20 protein-coding genes and 5 tRNA genes are annotated in these 16,648 nt (G+C 73.3%); 12 read left to right on the top strand and 13 right to left on the bottom strand.

From position 1 onward, the window contains the following. Positions 1-35: 35 nt before the first annotated feature. Positions 36-509, bottom strand: coding sequence for a TIGR02611 family protein (locus AC3EUJ_RS09315; protein ID WP_431960559.1), 474 nt, complete (start codon positions 507-509; stop codon positions 36-38). A 190-nt stretch (positions 510-699) separates the two neighbouring features. Between AC3EUJ_RS09315 and AC3EUJ_RS09310 the strand changes: the two genes are divergently transcribed. Then, on the top strand, positions 700-1,113 hold the full coding sequence (locus tag AC3EUJ_RS09310; protein ID WP_003959770.1) for an SsgA family sporulation/cell division regulator: 414 nt from the start codon (positions 700-702) through the stop codon (positions 1,111-1,113). Between the two features lie 156 nt (positions 1,114-1,269). Next, complete coding sequence (locus tag AC3EUJ_RS09305) at positions 1,270-1,854, top strand: CGNR zinc finger domain-containing protein (protein ID WP_431960558.1); 585 nt, start codon at positions 1,270-1,272, stop codon at positions 1,852-1,854. Here AC3EUJ_RS09305 and AC3EUJ_RS09300 read toward each other — a convergent pair. Both AC3EUJ_RS09300 and AC3EUJ_RS09295 read right to left on the bottom strand, forming a co-directional pair. After that, the gene (locus tag AC3EUJ_RS09300; protein WP_431960557.1) at positions 1,833-1,967 is read right to left on the bottom strand and encodes a hypothetical protein; all 135 of its coding nucleotides are present in this window, start codon (positions 1,965-1,967) and stop codon (positions 1,833-1,835) included. The genes AC3EUJ_RS09305 and AC3EUJ_RS09300 overlap by 22 nt on opposite strands. 143 nt (positions 1,968-2,110) lie before the next feature. Further along, positions 2,111-2,554 carry a hypothetical protein gene (locus AC3EUJ_RS09295; RefSeq protein WP_431960556.1) on the bottom strand — a complete coding sequence of 148 codons (444 nt, stop codon included), beginning with the start codon at positions 2,552-2,554 and terminating at the stop codon, positions 2,111-2,113. Positions 2,555-2,680: 126 nt separating this feature from the next. On the opposite strand from AC3EUJ_RS09295, the gene AC3EUJ_RS09290 reads away from it, so the two are divergent. Beyond that, positions 2,681-3,187: a DsbA family protein gene (locus AC3EUJ_RS09290; protein ID WP_431960555.1), complete on the top strand. Its 507-nt coding sequence runs from the start codon at positions 2,681-2,683 to the stop codon at positions 3,185-3,187. Positions 3,188-3,372: 185 nt separating this feature from the next. Here the strand turns inward: AC3EUJ_RS09290 and AC3EUJ_RS09285 are convergent, their stop codons facing one another. From AC3EUJ_RS09285 to AC3EUJ_RS09275, 3 genes are read right to left on the bottom strand one after another with little or no spacing between them, the layout of a single operon-like run. Further along, on the bottom strand, positions 3,373-4,221 hold the full coding sequence (locus AC3EUJ_RS09285; RefSeq protein ID WP_431960554.1) for a GNAT family N-acetyltransferase: 849 nt from the start codon (positions 4,219-4,221) through the stop codon (positions 3,373-3,375). 56 nt (positions 4,222-4,277) lie between these two features. Next, positions 4,278-5,141: an aminotransferase class IV gene (locus AC3EUJ_RS09280; RefSeq protein WP_431960553.1), complete on the bottom strand. Its 864-nt coding sequence runs from the start codon at positions 5,139-5,141 to the stop codon at positions 4,278-4,280. Then, positions 5,128-6,195, bottom strand: a complete 1,068-nt coding sequence (locus AC3EUJ_RS09275) for a chorismate-binding protein (RefSeq protein ID WP_431960552.1) — start codon at positions 6,193-6,195, stop codon at positions 5,128-5,130. Before AC3EUJ_RS09275 ends, AC3EUJ_RS09280 begins: the two co-directional genes overlap by 14 nt. Positions 6,196-6,396: 201 nt before the next feature. Between AC3EUJ_RS09275 and AC3EUJ_RS09270 the strand changes: the two genes are divergently transcribed. The 5 genes from AC3EUJ_RS09270 to AC3EUJ_RS09250 all read left to right on the top strand — a co-directional run bounded on the left by AC3EUJ_RS09270 (position 6,397) and on the right by AC3EUJ_RS09250 (position 6,865). Continuing rightward, positions 6,397-6,469 (top strand) — tRNA-Gly (locus AC3EUJ_RS09270). A gap of 27 nt (positions 6,470-6,496) precedes the next feature. Further along, positions 6,497-6,567 (top strand) — tRNA-Cys (locus AC3EUJ_RS09265). 4 nt (positions 6,568-6,571) lie between these two features. After that, a tRNA-Val gene (locus AC3EUJ_RS09260) sits at positions 6,572-6,643 on the top strand. Between the two features lie 46 nt (positions 6,644-6,689). Beyond that, positions 6,690-6,761 (top strand) — tRNA-Val (locus AC3EUJ_RS09255). A 29-nt stretch (positions 6,762-6,790) separates the two neighbouring features. Then, a tRNA-Val gene (locus AC3EUJ_RS09250) sits at positions 6,791-6,865 on the top strand. A 42-nt stretch (positions 6,866-6,907) separates the two neighbouring features. Here AC3EUJ_RS09250 and AC3EUJ_RS09245 read toward each other — a convergent pair. The 4 genes from AC3EUJ_RS09245 to AC3EUJ_RS09230 form a co-directional block, all read right to left on the bottom strand. After that, the gene (locus tag AC3EUJ_RS09245) at positions 6,908-7,186 is read right to left on the bottom strand and encodes a TFIIB-type zinc ribbon-containing protein (RefSeq protein ID WP_431960551.1); all 279 of its coding nucleotides are present in this window, start codon (positions 7,184-7,186) and stop codon (positions 6,908-6,910) included. A gap of 7 nt (positions 7,187-7,193) precedes the next feature. Further along, on the bottom strand, positions 7,194-8,171 hold the full coding sequence (locus tag AC3EUJ_RS09240; RefSeq protein ID WP_431960640.1) for a phosphotransferase enzyme family protein: 978 nt from the start codon (positions 8,169-8,171) through the stop codon (positions 7,194-7,196). Between the two features lie 194 nt (positions 8,172-8,365). Continuing rightward, on the bottom strand, positions 8,366-8,569 hold the full coding sequence (locus AC3EUJ_RS09235; protein WP_431960550.1) for a hypothetical protein: 204 nt from the start codon (positions 8,567-8,569) through the stop codon (positions 8,366-8,368). Between the two features lie 264 nt (positions 8,570-8,833). Beyond that, positions 8,834-9,076, bottom strand: a complete 243-nt coding sequence (locus AC3EUJ_RS09230) for a hypothetical protein (protein WP_431960549.1) — start codon at positions 9,074-9,076, stop codon at positions 8,834-8,836. A gap of 207 nt (positions 9,077-9,283) precedes the next feature. Between AC3EUJ_RS09230 and AC3EUJ_RS09225 the strand changes: the two genes are divergently transcribed. Further along, positions 9,284-10,519 (top strand): serine/threonine-protein kinase, encoded by a 1,236-nt coding sequence (locus AC3EUJ_RS09225; protein ID WP_431960639.1) that lies wholly within the window; start codon positions 9,284-9,286, stop codon positions 10,517-10,519. 99 nt (positions 10,520-10,618) lie between these two features. Beyond that, positions 10,619-11,509, top strand: a complete 891-nt coding sequence (locus tag AC3EUJ_RS09220) for an SDR family NAD(P)-dependent oxidoreductase (RefSeq protein WP_431960548.1) — start codon at positions 10,619-10,621, stop codon at positions 11,507-11,509. Here the strand turns inward: AC3EUJ_RS09220 and AC3EUJ_RS09215 are convergent. Together AC3EUJ_RS09215 and AC3EUJ_RS09210 are read right to left on the bottom strand one after the other, a co-directional pair. Next, positions 11,434-12,492, bottom strand: coding sequence for a CU044_5270 family protein (locus tag AC3EUJ_RS09215; protein WP_431960547.1), 1,059 nt, complete (start codon positions 12,490-12,492; stop codon positions 11,434-11,436). The genes AC3EUJ_RS09220 and AC3EUJ_RS09215 overlap by 76 nt on opposite strands. After that, positions 12,489-13,142 (bottom strand): RNA polymerase sigma factor, encoded by a 654-nt coding sequence (locus AC3EUJ_RS09210; protein ID WP_431960546.1) that lies wholly within the window; start codon positions 13,140-13,142, stop codon positions 12,489-12,491. The genes AC3EUJ_RS09215 and AC3EUJ_RS09210 overlap by 4 nt, the downstream gene beginning before the upstream one ends. Positions 13,143-13,479: 337 nt before the next feature. On the opposite strand from AC3EUJ_RS09210, the gene AC3EUJ_RS09205 reads away from it, so the two are divergent. Both AC3EUJ_RS09205 and AC3EUJ_RS09200 read left to right on the top strand, forming a co-directional pair. Continuing rightward, positions 13,480-14,664 (top strand): acyl-CoA dehydrogenase family protein, encoded by a 1,185-nt coding sequence (locus AC3EUJ_RS09205; protein WP_431960545.1) that lies wholly within the window; start codon positions 13,480-13,482, stop codon positions 14,662-14,664. Beyond that, complete coding sequence (locus AC3EUJ_RS09200; protein WP_431960544.1) at positions 14,661-15,785, top strand: acyl-CoA dehydrogenase family protein; 1,125 nt, start codon at positions 14,661-14,663, stop codon at positions 15,783-15,785. The genes AC3EUJ_RS09205 and AC3EUJ_RS09200 overlap by 4 nt, the downstream gene beginning before the upstream one ends. 1 nt (position 15,786) lies before the next feature. On the opposite strand, the gene AC3EUJ_RS09195 is transcribed toward AC3EUJ_RS09200, so the two are convergent. Then, positions 15,787-16,605 (bottom strand): TrmH family RNA methyltransferase, encoded by an 819-nt coding sequence (locus tag AC3EUJ_RS09195; RefSeq protein ID WP_431960542.1) that lies wholly within the window; start codon positions 16,603-16,605, stop codon positions 15,787-15,789. Between the last annotated feature and the right edge of the window lie 43 nt (positions 16,606-16,648).

Here is a 16,648-nt window from a genome sequence, read left to right as displayed (position 1 = left end):
CAGCGGGTGCCCCGACCATCGCGCACGGCGCACCCTCAGTGGAGGTCGGCCTTCCACGGCATCACGAGGCCGAACCGCCACACGTAGTAGCCCATCAGGACGCCGATGATCACCAGTCCGATGACGGTCAGCGTCAGGTTCCGCCGCCGCACCTTCGGGTCGAGCGCCTTCTGCGCCGCCTCGGTGACCTTCCGCTTGGTCCAGCGCAGCACCAGCTGGGCCCAGACGAACTCGGTCGCCCAGACCGCCATGCCGGCGAAGATCACCACCCAGCCGGGCCCCGGCAGCGGAAGCAGGACCACGCCCGTCCCGACGATCGCCAGACCCACCAGGAAGACCCCGGCCTGCCAGCTCACGTGCAGCGCGCGGGAGCGCCGGATGAAACGCGGCGCCCTCGACCCCAGCGGGCGCTCGGAGCCCTGCGGCTCCTCGCCCCCGCCGCCCCCCTTGCCGACGGTCGCGGGATCCATGGCCACAGCCGCCTCCCGCCCGTCACTCTCCGCAGTCATGCCGCCAAACTTACCCGACCCCGCTTCGTCACCGGAATGGCTCGCCGGGGAGGAAAAGAACTCGGCCGGACGAGGTACCGGAACCCTCACAAACCCGTCAGAGGGGTTTACAACGTCCCCGCAGGTGGCATGTCGATTTCGCCGACGTGCGAATCCCCGAGCGCACACTGAGCGAAAGGCCCTGGCGCTTATGAACACCACGGTCAGCTGCGAGCTGCACCTGCGCCTCGTTGTGTCGAGCGAATCGTCACTGCCCGTACCCGCGGGCTTGCGGTACGACACGGCCGATCCCTACGCCGTGCACGCCACCTTCCACACCGGTGCCGAGGAGACAGTCGAATGGGTTTTCGCCCGCGACCTGCTCGCCGAAGGTCTGCACCGGCCCACCGGCACCGGCGACGTCCGGGTCTGGCCGTCCCGCAGTCACGGCCAGGGCGTCGTGTGCATCGCCCTCAGCTCTCCGGAGGGGGAGGCGCTGCTCGAGGCCCCTGCGCGGGCCCTGGAGTCGTTCCTCAAGCGGACCGACGCCGCGGTGCCCCCCGGCACCGAACACCGTCATTTCGACCTGGACACGGAGCTCTCGCACATCCTCGCCGAGAGCTGAGTCCACCGACCGTCCGTCGCCGTACGCATCTCGGGGGTACGGCGCGGACCCGACCTGCCAGAGCCGTCGTCGGGGAGCAGCACGCTCCACGACGACGGCTCTCGCGCTACAGTCACCGGAACGCCCGACCCACCAGGCCAGGGAGAGAGCGATCCCGTGCTGATCAACCATGACACCAGGTGCGCACTCGACTGCGTGGTGGATCTCATCAACACCACACCGGAGAGTGACGGCCGCGAGGGTCTGAGCGACCTCGCCGCGCTGCGCGCGTTCGTGGAGCGCAACGAGGTCAGCGAGGTGGGCACGCTCGACGAGGACGACCTCGTCGCGGTGCGTGCCGTACGGCAGCTCTTCGCCCAGGTCTTCTCCGCGCCCGGCACGGCCGAGGCCGCGGCCCTGATCAACTCGCTCGTCGCCGAGGCCGGCACCACGCCCAGGCTCACCGACCATGACGGCTACGACTGGCACGTCCACTACTTCGCCCCGGGCGCCTCCCTTGCCGAGCACCTGGCCGCCGACTGCGGGATGGCCCTGGCGTTCCTCCTCGTCGCCGGTGAGCGCGAGCGGCTGCGCCGATGCGACGCCCCCGACTGCCGACGCGCCTTCGTCGACCTGTCACGGAACCGCTCGCGCCGCTACTGCGACAGCCGCACCTGCGGCAACAGGCTCCACGTCGCCGCCTACCGGGCGCGCCGCCGCGAGGCCGTCGCCGTCCCGGCTCAGAACGGCCAGAGGTCGTAGAGCCCGCCCAAGGCGAGCAGACTGCCGATCACGGCCAGGAACAGCATGAGCGGCGGCTGGGAGAGGGCGAACAGGCAGCCGCGGGGCTCGTCGTCGTCTGCTTCGGCTTCCATGCCCTTACGGTGTGCTCGGAGGGACGCGAACTCGCACAACCGTACGCCCCCGGACACGCCAAATCCCGCTCAGGGGGCGGTAGTCGAGGTCCGCCAGGGCGATGATGGCGTAGCCCCGCCGCCCCCGGCCACCAACACGCCGCTCAGATCCCCCTGCGCTTGAGGATCTCCTCGATCTCACCGAATTCGGCCAGGTCGGGATCGGTCTTCGCCGCCTTCGGGACCGGTTTCTTCCCCTGCGCCAGAGCCGGCGCCCCCACGCCCGGCGCGACAGCCCGGCCCGCGCTCCCCTGCGCGACGCCCTTGCTGCGTCCGACCCGCGCGAGGACGTACAGCACGACCGACAGGGCGAGCACGCCGAAGCCCGCCCACACCGACGGCTTGAACACCAGGTCCGCCGCCCAGTCGGCGACGGCCCGGACGACGGTCCCGGCCAGCGAGACAAGGCCCGTCATGTACAGGCCGACGGGCAGCAGCGCCGCCGCCGCGATCATCGTCGCCCTGCGGAACCTGCGCCGGTAGGCGGTGAGCAGGGCGATCACCAGGCCCGCCGCGGACAGCGCGACACACACGGTCGAGGTCAGCATGCGGAGCTCCTCCGAAGTGGTCTGTTCGCTCCATCGTGCACCCGCCCGGCGCCCGCGGGCCACGGCCGGGCGGGAACCTCAGGGTGATCTCCGGGACGGCTCCTCCCCCGGTGGGAGACTGGCCCCATGAACGAAGCGACCCCCCGCACCGTGGTCCTCGAGTACTGGTGCGAGCTCCAGTGCCCCGACTGCGCCGCCGCCCTCACCGACCTGCACGCCCTGCGCGAGCGGTACGGCGCCGCCCTGGAGATCCAGCTGCGGCACTTCCCGCTGGAGAAGCACAAGCACTCCTACGCCGCCGCCCAGGCCGCGGAGGAGGCCTTCGCCCAGGGCCACGGCTGGGAGTACGCCGAGGCGGTCCTCGCCCGCACGGAGGAGCTGAGCGAGCGGGGCGAGGCGCTGCTGGTCGAGATCGCGGCCGAGCTCGGGCTCGACGCGGAAGAGGTCGACACGGCGCTCGTCGACGGGCGGCATCTCCTCGTCGTCGACGCCGACCAGGCCGAGGGCAAGGCCATCGGGGTCACCGGCACCCCCACCTACGTCATCTCCGGCGAGCGCCTCGACGGCGGCAGGTCCCAGGACGGCCTGCGCACCCGCATCGAATCACTCGCAGACGCCGCCCTGGCCCACTGACCATCACGCACCGCGCACTCATCGGCGTGCGCACGCCAGCGCACGCCGGTCGGTGGGTGCGCCCCCCTCCCGCCCGATCGCCCTGCGCGCTCAGTGACCGCCTCGCGGGGTACGTCGGGTGGGCCGGGTGAAGGCAGCGCCGCCGGTGAACCGGCCGCACCGCCGGCGGGGCCAACCCCGGACACTCAGACAAGCGGCTTCGCCAAGTGCACCTCTGTCACCCCGTACCCCAGCGAAGCGTAGAGCCCCTCCGCCGCCTCGTTCCCGGCGAAGACGTTGAGGCCGAGCCACCGCAGTCCCGCCGCCAGGCACTCCCGCTCCGCGACGAGCATGAGCGTGCGCCCGTGGCCCCGTTTCCGGTGCCCCGCTGCGACGCGGACGTCGAAGACGAATCCCGTGTCCTCGTCCCTCCGCCCCACCCACAGCTCCCCCACCGGGTCCCCCACCCCGGTCCTGCCGGCCTCCCGTGCCCTCAGCACCCTCAGCACCGCACCGGGCGTCGCGAGCCCCTCGGGCAGGGCCGTCCGGTCGTCCGCCTCGGCCTTCTCGCGAGCCTGCGCCTCGGGCACGCCGTGCCGCGTCCAGGACCGGACGTAGTCGTCCTGTCTGCGGGCCACCCACCCCGGGTACTCCGCCTCCGTCATGGGCCGCACGACGCTGCCCTCGGGCAGGGCCGGGGGCACGTCGGGCAGCGCCTTGCGCATGCTCCGGTTGCGGACGACGTACCCCAGCACGCCCGCGAGGCGGAGCGCGGCCGTGTCCTGCGTCCGCACCGAGACCTCGATGCGGCGGCAGCCCCACCCCCGCAGGACCTCCTCCGCGGCGAGGGCGGCGACCGTGCCGCGGCCGCGGCGCTGCTGGTCGTGGTCGATCCGCAGCGCGGCGATGCGGCCGGCCTCGGGCCCGAACCGGGCGTCGGTGCACAAGGTGGTCTCCCCCACCGGTCGCCCGTTGACGCAGACATGGAAGCGGCGGGCGCGTACTCCGCCGCGCCAGCGCTGCTCGGGCTCGGCCGGGCGCAGGGTGGTGGTCATGGTGTGGAGTTGTACCGGGTCGCCGCGGTTACGTCACGGGTTCAACCATCCCGGACTCAGGGGTTCGGGTGCTCCGCCGACCGCTCCGCGAAGACCCGCATCGCCTTGGCCGTGACCGGGCCGGGGTGGGACCCGGTGGCCAGGTCACGGTCGTCGACCCGGTGGACGCCCTGGACGTCGCGGAGCGAGGAGGTCACGAAGATCTCCTCCGCTTCGGCGAGGGCCTCGAACGGCAGGTCGGCCTCCTCGGCGCCCGCCCAGTCGATGACGAGCTCGCGGGTGATCCCGGCGAGGCAGCCCGAGGCGAGCGGCGGCGTGAGCAGCTTGCCCCCGAGGACGACGAAGACGTTGGAGCCGGTGCCTTCGCAGAGGCGTCCTTGCGTGTTGGCGAACAGCGCCTCGGAGGCGCCGTGCTGGTGGGCGCGGGCCAGGGCGACGACGTTCTCCCCGTACGAGGTGGTCTTGAGCCCCGCGAGGGCGCCCTTCTCGTTGCGGGTCCAGGGGACGGTGACGACGGCGGTCGTGTCCGGACGGACGGTCGCGGCACCGAGGGCGACGACCAGGGTGGGGCCGGTGGTGCCGCGCTCGGAGCCGAGCGGCGAGGCGCCGCCGGTGTACGTGACGCGGAGCCGGCCGTGGGGAACCGGGTTGGCGGCGAGTACGGCCTCGCAGGCGTGGCGCACCTCGTCCTGGTCGGGCTCGGGCAGGCCGAGGCCGCGCGCGGAGCGGGTCAGCCTGCGCAGGTGGCGGTCCATCGCGAACGCGGTGCCGCCGGTCGCCTTGAGCGTCTCGAAGACGCCGTCCCCGACGGTCAGGCCATGGTCCATGACGGACACGGACGCCTCGTCGGTCTCGCGCAGCGCGCCGTTGACCCAGATCGGGCCCAGGGTGGTCGTGCTCACGGTGTCACTCTGCCCCATGGTTCCGTTCGCCTTCGTTCGAGTCGTACGTACCCGACGCTACCGCCAGCAGCCGGGAGGCCTTCAGTTCCGTCTCGTCCCACTCCCGCTCCGGATCGGAGCCCCAGGTGATCCCGGCGCCGGTGCCGAAGCGCAGCACGGGGGCGCCGGGGGCGGCGCGGTCGATCCAGAAGGTGCGGATGCCCACGGCGAGCTCGCCGGTGCCGCGGTCGGCGTCGACCCAGCCGATGCCACCGCAGTAGGGGCCGCGCGGGGCGGTCTCCAGTTCGGCGATGATGCGCAGGGCGCTGGACTTGGGCGCCCCGGTGACGGATCCCGGCGGGAACGCGGCGTCCAGCAGTGCGGCCCAGCCGGCGCCCTCGCGCAGTTCGCCGCGCACGGTGGAGACGAGGTGGACCAGGCCGGGGTGCTTCTCCACGACGCAGAGATCGGGGACGGTGACCGTGCCGGTGGCGCAGACCTGGCCGAGGTCGTTGCGAACCAGGTCGACGATCATGACGTTCTCCGCGTGGTCCTTGGGCAGCAGGTCGGCCTCGGTGCGGCCGGTGCCCTTGATGGGCCCGGACTCGACCACCTTGCCGCGGCGGCGCAGGAAGAGTTCGGGGGAGGCGCTGGCCACCTCTATGCCGTGCGCGGGCAGCCGGACCGTTCCCGCATGCGGGGCGGGGTTGCCGCGGGCGAGGACGGCCGCGAGGGCGTCGATGTCGGCGTCCGGGTCGGGCAGCGGCGCGGTGAGGACCCGGCAGAGGTTGGCCTGGTAGACCTCGCCGGCCGCGATGTACTCGCGGACGCGGCGCACTCCCGCGGTGTACCCGGCACGGTCCAGTGAGGACGTCCAGTCGGCGCGGGCGGGGCCTTTCCAGAGCCGGCGGGGGGCCGCCGTGGCGGGTTCCGGCCGTACGTTCCCGAAGCGCGCGCAGACCGTTCCGCCCTCGAAGCCGGCGACCACCGCCCAGAAGCCGGACGAGTCCAGCGCGGCCGGGTCCGTGGTGACATCCCGCAGGTCGGAGGCGACGAGGCCGCCGAATCGGGCGAGGGGCTCGAGGTCGGGCACGGGGCTTCCCAGGTCGGTCCGGAGGGGCGAGTGCGAGTCTAGGTCGGCGGCGACGGACGAGATGCGCTGGTCACCGACCCGGCACGCTGCGGAAACGCGTTTTGGTGGCGGAGCCGTAATCCGCTAGAGTTCAACTCGTCGCCGGGACGCGGAAGCGCACCGGCGGCGGTCCCACCCGGGTGTGAGCTCCGGGGAGACACTGCGGACGTGGCTCAGTTGGTAGAGCATCACCTTGCCAAGGTGAGGGTCGCGAGTTCGAATCTCGTCGTCCGCTCGAAGTGGGGGTTGGCGCCCCCGCGCTGGTGGAGTGGCCGAGAGGCGAGGCAACGGCCTGCAAAGCCGTCTACACGGGTTCAAATCCCGTCTCCACCTCTGAGGACGATTAGCTCAGCGGGAGAGCGCTTCCCTGACACGGAAGAGGTCACTGGTTCAATCCCAGTATCGTCCACTGGGCCCGGGAGGGCCTTCCCCAGGGCTTCGGCACGGGGACCCGAGCGCGATTAGCTCAGCGGGAGAGCGCTTCCCTGACACGGAAGAGGTCACTGGTTCAATCCCAGTATCGCGCACGCCGTACCAGCACCACCCGCAGTACCGAGGACGATTAGCTCAGCGGGAGAGCGCTTCCCTGACACGGAAGAGGTCACTGGTTCAATCCCAGTATCGTCCACCAGCAGCCGAGGGCCGGAGCAATCGCTCCGGCCCTCGCTCGTCGTCACGACGAGAAGAGCATGTGCGCCCAGCTCTGGTGCTTGTGGTGGCCGTGGTGACCCCCGTGCGGGGCACCCCAGGCCGGCGCGGCGTGCTGCTGCGGGTAGGCCTGCGGGTAACCAGCCGGCGGCGGGGCGGGCTGGGCATACTGCCCCTCCATGCGGGTCAGGGCCTCGAGCTCCCCGTAGTCCAGGAAGATCCCCCGGCAGTTGCCGCACTGCTCGATCTGGACGCCGCTGCGGGTGTACGTCTGCATCGGGCCATGACACTTGGGACAGAGCATCGTCGGCTCATCTCCTCGCTCGCGCCTGCCGGAGGTCTTCCCCCGGCGTAGAACTGCACTTTACTTCCGCGATCCGGCGGCACGTGTCGAGGACGGCCTGTTCCGTACCGTCCAGCGCGCGGCCCTCCTGCGCGGCCTTGGCGACCGCGACGGCCGCGGTCTGTACCGCCAACGTCCGCGCCGCCACGTCGAGATGCGGCCACGGGTCGCCGTCCTCGGGGACGGCGGGGCCGCCCGCGGCGCGGTAGGCGCCGAGGAAGCGGCCCCAGTCGGCGGGGTCGAGCAGCCCGGCGGCGAACCACATCGCCGGCCGGGCCAGGTCCCAGGTGGGCTCGCCGAGCCCGAGGTCGTCCACGTCGATGAGGCACCACGGCCCGTCGGGCGCCGGGTGGCGCACCAGTTGGCCCATGTGCAGGTCGCCGTGGCAGAGCACCTGCCGCGGCTGCGCAGCCTCGCCGCGCGCCCAGGCCGGCAGTCCGTGCCAGGCGGCGAGCACCGCCGGGTCGCCGGGGCCCGCGGCGAGCATCCTGGCGACCGCGGCGGCCGCCCTGACCGGGCCGCGCATCGGCGGCGTCCGGCCGGGCAGCCCGGCCGGCGGCACGGTGTGCAGACGGGCCAGGAGCGTGCCGGCCTCGGCCCAGGGCGCGGCGTCGGGGTCGTCGTGGTCGACCGGCTCGCCGAGGGGCCACAGGCTCACGGTGCGACCGAGGAGTACGATGCTCAGCGCGCCTTTGTGGTCGGTCAGCGGCGCCGGGGGCAGCAGGACACCGTCCAGCAGCGGATGCGCCGCCACGCGCAGCCGCAGCGCGAGCTCTTCCGGATCGGTGCCCGGGGCGTGGGCCTTGGCGACGAGCCGGCCGCCCCGGACGACGGTGGCGTCGGGCCGTTCGGCGAGCACGGCGGGCCGCACCTGGGCGGGGACCCGTGAGGCCGCGGCCGCGACCGCCCCCAGGGCGTGCGTCAGCGGTGTTCCGCTACTGGTCACTTCCTCCCCCACTGCACGTGTCACCGGCCCACTGTGCGGCAGCGCGCCGCTCACTGGCAATGCCGGGTGTGATGCCCGGGTACCGCCACGGGTACCCGGGCATTCGTGCCGTCCGCCGTACCCCCGTCCCCACGGGGTTGGTTCACCGGTCCTCGCGGCCCCGGACCGCTCTTCCGGGGCCGCCGGGCGATCTGTCAGCGCCCCATCAGACCGGCTACGGACGACGCCTGTGTGACCACCGCGTCCCAGCCCCCGAAGGCCACCGCGAGCAGCACCGCGAGCGGCAGCACCATCGCCACCGCCACCAGCGGATGCCGGGTGCCCGACGGGCGTATGCCGAAGGCGGCGATCCTGTTGCCGCGCGCCGGCCGCACCGTACGGCTCACCGTGTTCGCCATGGCCCTCTCCCGGGTCGTGGTCCGTGCTCATGCACAGTTGTCGGGGCGGCGGGCGTTTGACCTCGGGGGACGAGTGCTCCGCCCGCCGCTTGAGCTCAACACTAGGCGCGGCTCCGGCGCCGGTCGTCATGCCTTCGTACCGCTTCCCTGGCCTCCCCGAGGATGACTCGGGGACCGCTCGTGTACTCCCCTGGGTGGAGGGACCCGGCCGCACCCCCGGGACATCCCCGAGGGGATCCCCCGGGCGGGCGCGGACGCGGCCCGTCAGCCCCGCTCGTCGTCCTCCACGTCGCCGGTCGGCACGGGCTGTTCCACCAGGGCGAGGACCCGGGTGGCCATGAAGCGCGCGGTGCGCACCACCGAGCCGGACCGGGTGACTTCGCTCACTTCCACCACCCCTCGGCGGACCGCCGTTTCGACCCTGCGGCCCGCCCTGGTGGCGACCACTTCGTAGGTCCTCGTCGTGTCGCCCGCGTCGACGACTATCTCCACGCGGTCACCCTTCATGGCGTCAATCCCCCTTGTCCGATGGACTGTTGACGGCATGTCGAAATTCCGTGCCGTCAGCGGCCGGAATGTTCCCCACTCTTCAAGGATCCCATCCGGCACTGACAATCCGCCGCCCCGCGCGGGCGCGGCCTCGCGGCACGACGGGTGGACAGTCCGTAAGCTGTCGGCGTCAGACTGGCCAGGCAGGCAGCGGGGATGGACGACATGGCGATGATGCGGCTCCGGCGCGAGGATCCGCGTGTCGTCGGCTCGTTCCGCCTGCACCGGCGGCTGGGCGCGGGCGGCATGGGCGTCGTCTACCTGGGCGCCGACAAGCGCGGCCAGCGCGTCGCACTGAAGGTGATCCGCCCCGAGCTGGCGGAGGACCAGGAGTTCCGCTCCCGCTTCGCCCGCGAGGTGTCCGCAGCGAGACGTATCCGCGGCGGCTGCACGGCCCGGCTGGTCGCCGCCGACCTGGAGGCGGACCGCCCGTGGTTCGCCACGCAGTACGTCCCCGGGCCCTCCCTGCACGACAAGGTCGCCCGGGACGGCATGCTCCCGGCCGCCGAGACCGCGTCCATCGGCGCCGCCCTGGCGGAGGGCCTGGTGGCCGTCCACGAGGCCGGGGTCGTCCACCGCGACCTGAAGCCCTCCAACATCCTGCTGTCGCCCAAGGGCCCCCGGATCATCGACTTCGGCATCGCCTGGTCCACCGGCGCGAGCACCCTCACCCATGTGGGCACCGCTGTCGGCTCCCCCGGCTTCCTCGCGCCGGAGCAGGTGCGCGGGGCGGCGGTCACCCCGGCCACCGACGTCTTCGCCTTCGGCGCGACGCTGGCGTACGCCGCGATGGGCGACTCGCCCTTCGGGCAGGGCAGTTCGGAGGTCATGCTCTACCGGGTCGTCCACGAGGAGCCGGACCTCGCCGGGGTGCCGGACTCGCTGGCCCCGCTGGTGTACGCGTGCCTCGCCAAGGACCCGGAGCAGCGGCCCAGCACGGTCCAACTCTCCGAGCGGCTGGCCGAGATCGCCGCCCGCGAGGCGCGCGGCCTCGGCGCGGCGCCGGGTCGGCGCGACATCGTGCCCAAGGCGTCCGGCCCGCGGCCCGAGCGGCCCACGGGCCCGCGGGCACAGGTGTACGCGGAGCAGCAGACCGAGCGTCGGACGGCGCCGGGCACACCCGTGGCGCCGCGCACCCCGGCCTCCCCCCGTACGCCCGCCACGCCGCGTACCCCGGCCCGGACCCCGTCCGGCCGCACCCCCGCCCCGCGCACGCCCGCCGGCCGCCGCCCCGTGGGTGCCGACCGCAGGCTGCTGCGGCAGCGGCTCATCGTCTTCGTCACCGTGACCCTCCTCGTCGCGCTCGGCATCGCCGCCGCCCAGGGCTGCCAGGGCCCCAGCCGCGGCCTCGGCCTGCTCCCCGGGGCCGGCGCGGACATGACGGCGCCGCACGCGCCGTAGCCTGCCGTCATCGCGCGTCACTGCCGCGGGGCCACCGCCGGCTCCTGTCCTGACCGTCCGCGTCCCGGCGCCCGGCCGCCTGGACCCGCGTGAACCCGAATGAACTCCCCACGCGCCTTCGCCGCGGCATGCCCCGTGCACGACCGCCGTCGCCGCAGAGGTGACCCCGTCGTCACCGGCGCGGGGTCGGGGCTCGGCGAGGCGGGAGCCAGGCGGCTCGCCCGCGAGGAGGCCAGGATCGTCGTGGCCAATGTCGACGGGGCGGCCGCCCAGCGCGTCGCCGACGAGATCAACCGCGCGGGAGGTGAAGCCGCACCGTACGAGGTCGACGTCGTGTCCCTTGAGGACACCCGGCGGCTCGTGGAGTTCACCGTCGCCACCTACGGCCGCCTCGACATCGCGTTCAACAACGCCGGCGTCACCCCGCGACCGGTCGACGCGCACGAGATCGCGCCGGCGGAATGGCTGCGCGTGATCGACGTCAACCTGACCGGTGCCTTCGCGTGCATGCAGGCCGAGCTGGCCCACTTCGTGGCCCACAGTGGCGGCGCCATCGTCAACATGGCCTCCACCGCGGGGGTCATGGCGCACGCCGGGCGGGCGGCGTACGCCGGGTCCAAGCACGGCGTCGTCGGCCTCACGCGCTCGGCGGCCGTGGAGTACGCGCGGCTCGGCATCCGCGTCAGCGCCGTCGCGCCCGGCCCGATCGACGCGCCGTCGGCGCGGGCGCTCCCCCCGGAAGTCCGCGCCGCGATCGCCGCGAAGACCGCGATGAACCGCACCGGCGCCGGCGTCACAGGCGGCCAGGGTGTCATGTGGCCGTGTCGCCGGAGGGCCGGGTCGCCGGCTCCCGGTCGGCGCACGGCACGGACTCCCCGCTCCGGAGAGCGGGGAGTCCACCGGCGCTGCCGGGGTCAGCCCTCGGTGTCGGCGGAGGCCTCACCGGGGCTGTCGACGACACCGCTCGCCGTGACGGCGTCGACGCCGTAGAGCGTGTCGGCGGTTCCGCCGGTTCCCTTGTCCGTGGTCATGTAGGACCGCGAGCCGAGATAGGCGAAGGTCTTCTTGTCGAAGATCCACTCGTCGCGGGTGGCGGACGCGGGGTCCTTACGCGTGATGCCGATGCCGTGACGGCCTGCCGCGTCGACGGCGTCGGGCACCACGGTGACGCCGGGGATCTTCTCGACGACCTTGTACAGCGCGGAGGCGGTGGCGGGCGGCATGATCGTCGAGCGCAGCAGCTCGCCGACGTTCCTGAAGACGGTCTCGTCCTGCGACAGGTCGCCCCACGGCTCGGTCTGGTCGTAGAGCAGGGCGCGCAGGGCCTCCGGGTCCGTGGGCAGCGTGGCGAGCCACTTGTAGGTGGGGTGGTCCAGGCCGGCGGGCACGGGCGAGGTGGTCACGATGGGGACCAGCTCACCGGGCATGACAGCGTCCTTGCCCGTGTCGCGGATCCAGCCCGTCCTGGTCGTGGGGCCCGAGCCCTGGGCGGTCCACACTTCGTGCTTGCCCAGCGCACCGAGCCGGACCGGGCCGCCCACGGTGCCCGTGTTCTGGCGGCCCAGGAACTCGACGTACACGAACTGGTCGTCCTTCACCGGCTTCACGTCCCGTGACATGGCGGCGGCGGCGATCCGGTCGAGGGTGACGGACGCGCCGTTGTCCTTCACCGGCCCGGCGGCGGAGGGCCGACGCGCGGCGGAGGTGTGGTCACCGCCGGACGCGGTGACGACCAGCACGCCGGTCAGTGCGGCTGCCACGGGCAGGACCATCGCCGGTCGGAGCAGTCGGCGGCGGGGTCGTGCCGTCGACGTCCGTGCGTCGGAGATGGTGTCCCGGTCGATCTGTTGCATCAGAACTTCCTTGTGGTGGAGATGGCGAGTCGGCGAGAGGTCCCAAGCGGGCGAGGTCGCCAGCAGTTCTTCCGCGTCACTCCGGGCGGCGCCGGTGCCGTGCGGATATTCGGCGTTCATGGGGTTTCCTCCTGCAGAAAGAGCGCCGCGAACGCGGCCTCGCTCTCTATCCCTCCGCAAGCGCCGTCCGGTTCCACCTTCGCGCCGGGCGCTGGTGCGGCACTCAGCTCGGCCAGTCGGTTCCGGGCACGCGAGAGCCGCGAGCGCACGGTGCCGACCGGGATGTTCAGAGCCTCGGCGGCTTGCTGGTAGTCCAGCCCGGCCGCCACGCACAGGGCGATCACTTCCCGGTCCTGGCGGCGCAGCCGGCGCAGCGTGTCGTGCACGGCGGCCAGGCGGCGTGCGTCGTCGATCCGGCCGGCCGTCTCGTCCGCGAAGTCCTCGACGGGGCGGGGCTCCGGGCTGCGCGCGAGGAAGGCGAGCTTCCGCCGCAGTCCACGGTTGGCGTTGTGCGCCTTGTACGTGGCGATGCCCAGCAGCCACGGGGTGAGTGTGCCGCCCTCCGGCTCCACGGTCTCCCGCACGCGCCAGGCGGCGAGGAACGTCTCGGACATGACGTCCTCGGCCTCCGACCAGCTCCCGGTCAACCGCAGTGCGTGACTGTAGACCGCTCGCGCGTTCTCTTCGTACAGGTCGGCGAACGCGGAACGGTCTCCTGCACGTATGCGCGCACGCGACGGCTCTGATGGCTCTATTTGCGTCACATTCATTACCCTCCGCCGCCCCGGCCGAGTTCCTGTGTCCGCTGTCACACAGCCGCCGGGGAGGCGCGAGAGTCATGGAAGCACACATCGGCGGGCGCCCTCGACGTCCGGGCCGGCGGCCGCTGCCGGACCGCGTGGTACGTGCTGCACCCGCCGGGCACGTGGGCGGTCGCGGCGACTGCGACCTTCGTCACCGTCCGGAGCCCGTTCGCTGGTGGACGCCCGCCGCAGGCGCGAAGCCCGCACTCGGGGCGCGCGGCACCAGGGGGTGACGAAAGCGCGCCGGGTGGGTTAGTTTCTAAGCGCTTGCTTAGGCTACCCACACGCGGAGGGACGCATTCGCATGACGGTCACACCGGAGGAGCTGCGCGGGCGCGTGCGCGCGCTGCTGGCCTCTCACGATCCGGCGGCGACGGACCGCATGGACTTCCTGCGGGCCCGGTTCGACGCCGGCCTGGCGTGGGTGCACTACCCGGAGGGCCTCGGCGGACTGGGCGCGCCCCGCGCCCTGCAGGGGGTCGTGGACGCCGAACTGGCCGCCGTCGCGGCGCCGGACAACGAACCGCGCCGGATCGGCATCGGCCTCGGGATGGCGGCCCCCACCGTCCTCCGGTACGGCACCGAGGAGCAGAAGACCCGCTTCCTGCGCCCGCTGTGGACCGGGGAGGAGGTGTGGTGCCAGCTGTTCAGCGAGCCCGGCGCAGGCTCGGACCTGGCGGGCCTGCGCACCAGGGCGGTGCGCGACGGCGACGACTGGATCGTCACCGGCCAGAAGGTGTGGACGTCCAACGCCCACAACGCGCGCTGGGCGATCCTGATCGCCCGCACCGACCCGGACGTGCCCAAGCACCAGGGCATCACGTACTTCGTGTGCGACATGACGGACCCGGGCGTCGAGGTGCGGCCGCTGCGGCAGATCACGGGTGAGGCCGAGTTCAACGAGGTCTTCCTGACGGACGTGCGGATCCCCGACGCGCACCGCCTGGGCGAGGTCGGCGACGGCTGGCGCGTGGCGCAGACGACGCTGATGAACGAGCGGGTCGCCATCGGCGGCACCGCGCTCCCCCGCGAGGGCGGCATGATCGGCACCGTCGCCGCGACCTGGCGTGAGCGGCCCGGGCTGCGCACGCCGGACCTGCACGACCGGCTGCTGCGGCTGTGGGTGGACGCCGAGGTCACCCGACTGACCGGCGAACGGCTGCGCCAGCAGCTCGCGGTGGGCGCCCCGGGCCCCGAGGGCTCGGGGATGAAGCTGGCGTTCGCCACCCTCAACCAGCGCATCAGCGGCCTGGAGGTGGAGCTGCTGGGCGAGGACGGGCTGCGTTACGGCGACTGGACGATGACGCGTCCGGAGATCGTCGACTTCTACGGCCGCGACGCCGGTTACCGCTATCTGCGGGCCAAGGGCAACTCGATCGAGGGCGGTACGTCCGAGATCCTCCGCAACATCATCTCCGAGCGTGTCCTCGGCCTGCCCTCCGAGCCCCGTACGGACAAGGACGTCCCCTGGAAGGACCTGCCGCGATGAGCTCCGACCTGCTCTACTCCGACGTCGAGAACGACCTGCGCGCCGCGGTGCGCGGCCTGCTCACCGACCGGTGCGCCCCGGCGGCCCTCCTGGCGCGCTGCGAGGGCGAGGAGCCGTACGACGCCGCGCTGTGGCGGACCCTGGCCGGGGAGGTGGGGGTCGCCGGGCTGCTGGTGCCGGAGAAACTCGGCGGCCAGGGCGCCTCCGCGCGGGAGGCCGCGGTCGTGCTGGAGGAGCTGGGGGCCTTCGTGGCCCCCGCGCCCTTCCTGGGCAGCGCCGTACTGGCCACCACGGCGCTGCTGGCGGCAGGCTCCACGGAGGCCGACGCCGTCGTGGCGCGGCTCGCGACGGGCGAGCGGACGGCCGCGCTGGCCGTGCCGCTGCCCTCGGCACCGGGCGCGGAGGTCTCCCAGGGAGTGCGGGCCGACGCGGACGGCGTCCTCGTCGGGCGCTCGACCAGCGTCGCCGACGCGACCGCCGCGGACCTGCTGATCGTGCCGGCGAACGGTCCCGACGGGCCCGGGCTCTACGAGGTGCGCAGCGACGCGGCCGGGGTCGCGCTGTCCGTGCCGGTGCCGCTCGACCTGACCCGGCCGATCGCGGACGTCACCTTCGACGGGGCGGCGGCCCGCCGGCTCGCCGGACCAGGGACGGCCGCGGCGGCCGTGGAGCGGGCCCTGCTGACGGGGGCGGGGCTGCTGGCCTCGGAGCAACTGGGCCTGGCCCAGTGGTGCCTGGACGAGACGGTGGCGTACCTGAAGGAGCGTCATCAGTTCGGCCGGGTCGTGGGCTCCTTCCAGGCCCTCAAGCACCGGCTCGCGGACCTGTGGCTCGAGGTCGTCCAGTCGCGCGCCGCCGCGCGCAACGCCGCCGACGCGCTCGCGGGCGACAGCGCCGGCGCCCCGGTCGCGGTCGCCGTAGCGCAGGCGTTCTGCGCGCCGGTCGCCGTACGGGCCGCGGAGGAGTGCGTACAACTGCACGGCGGCATCGGCATGACCTGGGAGCACCCGGCCCACCTGCGGCTCAAGCGCGCCAAGGCCGACGAGATCGCCCTGGGGACGCCCGGCCGCCACCGAGCGGCCCTCGCCGCGCTGGTGGACCTGCCGGCCGCGGCGGGCTGAGTCAGTCCCGGGGGCGGCCGGTCGCCACCGCGTAGAACGCGACCGCGGCGGCCGCCCCCACGTTCAGCGAGTCCACCCCGTGCGCCATCGGGATGCGCACCCACTCGTCCGCGGCGACCAGGGCACGGGTGGACAGGCCATCGCCCTCGGCGCCCAGCATCAGCGCCGCGCGCTCCAGGCGGTGCGGGGCGGCCTCGTCGATGTCGGTGGCCTTCTCGTCGGGGGTCAGCGCGAGCAGCTTGAAGCCCGCCTCCCGTACCGTCTCCAGATCCCGCGGCCAGCTCTCCAGCCGGGCGTACGGGACGGAGAAGACGGCGCCCATCGAGACCTTGACCGACCTGCGGTACAGCGGGTCGGCGCAGTCCGGGGAGAGCAGGACGGCGTCCATGCCGAGGGCGGCGGCGCTGCGGAAGATGGCGCCGATGTTGGTGTGGTCGTTGACCGACTCCATGACGACGATCCGGCGCGCGTCGCCCAGCAGGTCGGCGGCGTCGGGCAGTTGCCTGCGCTGCATCGAGGCGAGGGCGCCCCGGTGCACGTGGTAGCCGGTCACCTGCTCGGCGAGCTCGGGGCTGACCGCGTAGACCGGGGCGGGGACCTCGTCGATGACGTCCCGCATGGCATCGACCCACTTGGCGGACAGCAGCATGGAGCGCATGCGGTAACCGGCCTGCCGGGCGCGCCGGATGACCTTCTCGCCCTCCGCGATGAACAGCCCCTCGGCCGGTTCGCGGCGTCGGCGCAGCTCCACGTCGGTCAGGGACGTGTAGTCGCGCAGACGCGGGTCGTCGGGATCGTCGATGGTGATGAGCTCAGCCACAGGGTGCACTGCCTTGTCCGAAGTGCGGTGCCAACGGCACCGA

The sequence above is a fragment of the Actinacidiphila sp. bgisy160 genome, from assembly GCF_057707815.1.
Note: the sequence above shows the minus strand (reverse complement) of the source record. Positions and strands in the feature narration are given on the sequence as shown.

Coding starts and splice junctions, on each gene's coding strand:
- AC3EUJ_RS09315 (WP_431960559.1), bottom strand. CDS start 509: ATGACTGCGGAGAGTGACGGGCGGGAGGCGGCTGTGGCCATGGATCCC.
- AC3EUJ_RS09310 (WP_003959770.1), top strand. CDS start 700: ATGAACACCACGGTCAGCTGCGAGCTGCACCTGCGCCTCGTTGTGTCG.
- AC3EUJ_RS09300 (WP_431960557.1), bottom strand. CDS start 1,967: ATGGAAGCCGAAGCAGACGACGACGAGCCCCGCGGCTGCCTGTTCGCC.
- AC3EUJ_RS09295 (WP_431960556.1), bottom strand. CDS start 2,554: ATGCTGACCTCGACCGTGTGTGTCGCGCTGTCCGCGGCGGGCCTGGTG.
- AC3EUJ_RS09290 (WP_431960555.1), top strand. CDS start 2,681: ATGAACGAAGCGACCCCCCGCACCGTGGTCCTCGAGTACTGGTGCGAG.
- AC3EUJ_RS09285 (WP_431960554.1), bottom strand. CDS start 4,221: ATGACCACCACCCTGCGCCCGGCCGAGCCCGAGCAGCGCTGGCGCGGC.
- AC3EUJ_RS09280 (WP_431960553.1), bottom strand. CDS start 5,141: ATGGGGCAGAGTGACACCGTGAGCACGACCACCCTGGGCCCGATCTGG.
- AC3EUJ_RS09245 (WP_431960551.1), bottom strand. CDS start 7,186: ATGCTCTGTCCCAAGTGTCATGGCCCGATGCAGACGTACACCCGCAGC.
- AC3EUJ_RS09235 (WP_431960550.1), bottom strand. CDS start 8,569: ATGGCGAACACGGTGAGCCGTACGGTGCGGCCGGCGCGCGGCAACAGG.
- AC3EUJ_RS09230 (WP_431960549.1), bottom strand. CDS start 9,076: ATGAAGGGTGACCGCGTGGAGATAGTCGTCGACGCGGGCGACACGACG.
- AC3EUJ_RS09225 (WP_431960639.1), top strand. CDS start 9,284: ATGGCGATGATGCGGCTCCGGCGCGAGGATCCGCGTGTCGTCGGCTCG.
- AC3EUJ_RS09220 (WP_431960548.1), top strand. CDS start 10,619: ATGAACTCCCCACGCGCCTTCGCCGCGGCATGCCCCGTGCACGACCGC.
- AC3EUJ_RS09215 (WP_431960547.1), bottom strand. CDS start 12,492: ATGAACGCCGAATATCCGCACGGCACCGGCGCCGCCCGGAGTGACGCG.
- AC3EUJ_RS09210 (WP_431960546.1), bottom strand. CDS start 13,142: ATGAATGTGACGCAAATAGAGCCATCAGAGCCGTCGCGTGCGCGCATA.
- AC3EUJ_RS09205 (WP_431960545.1), top strand. CDS start 13,480: ATGACGGTCACACCGGAGGAGCTGCGCGGGCGCGTGCGCGCGCTGCTG.
- AC3EUJ_RS09200 (WP_431960544.1), top strand. CDS start 14,661: ATGAGCTCCGACCTGCTCTACTCCGACGTCGAGAACGACCTGCGCGCC.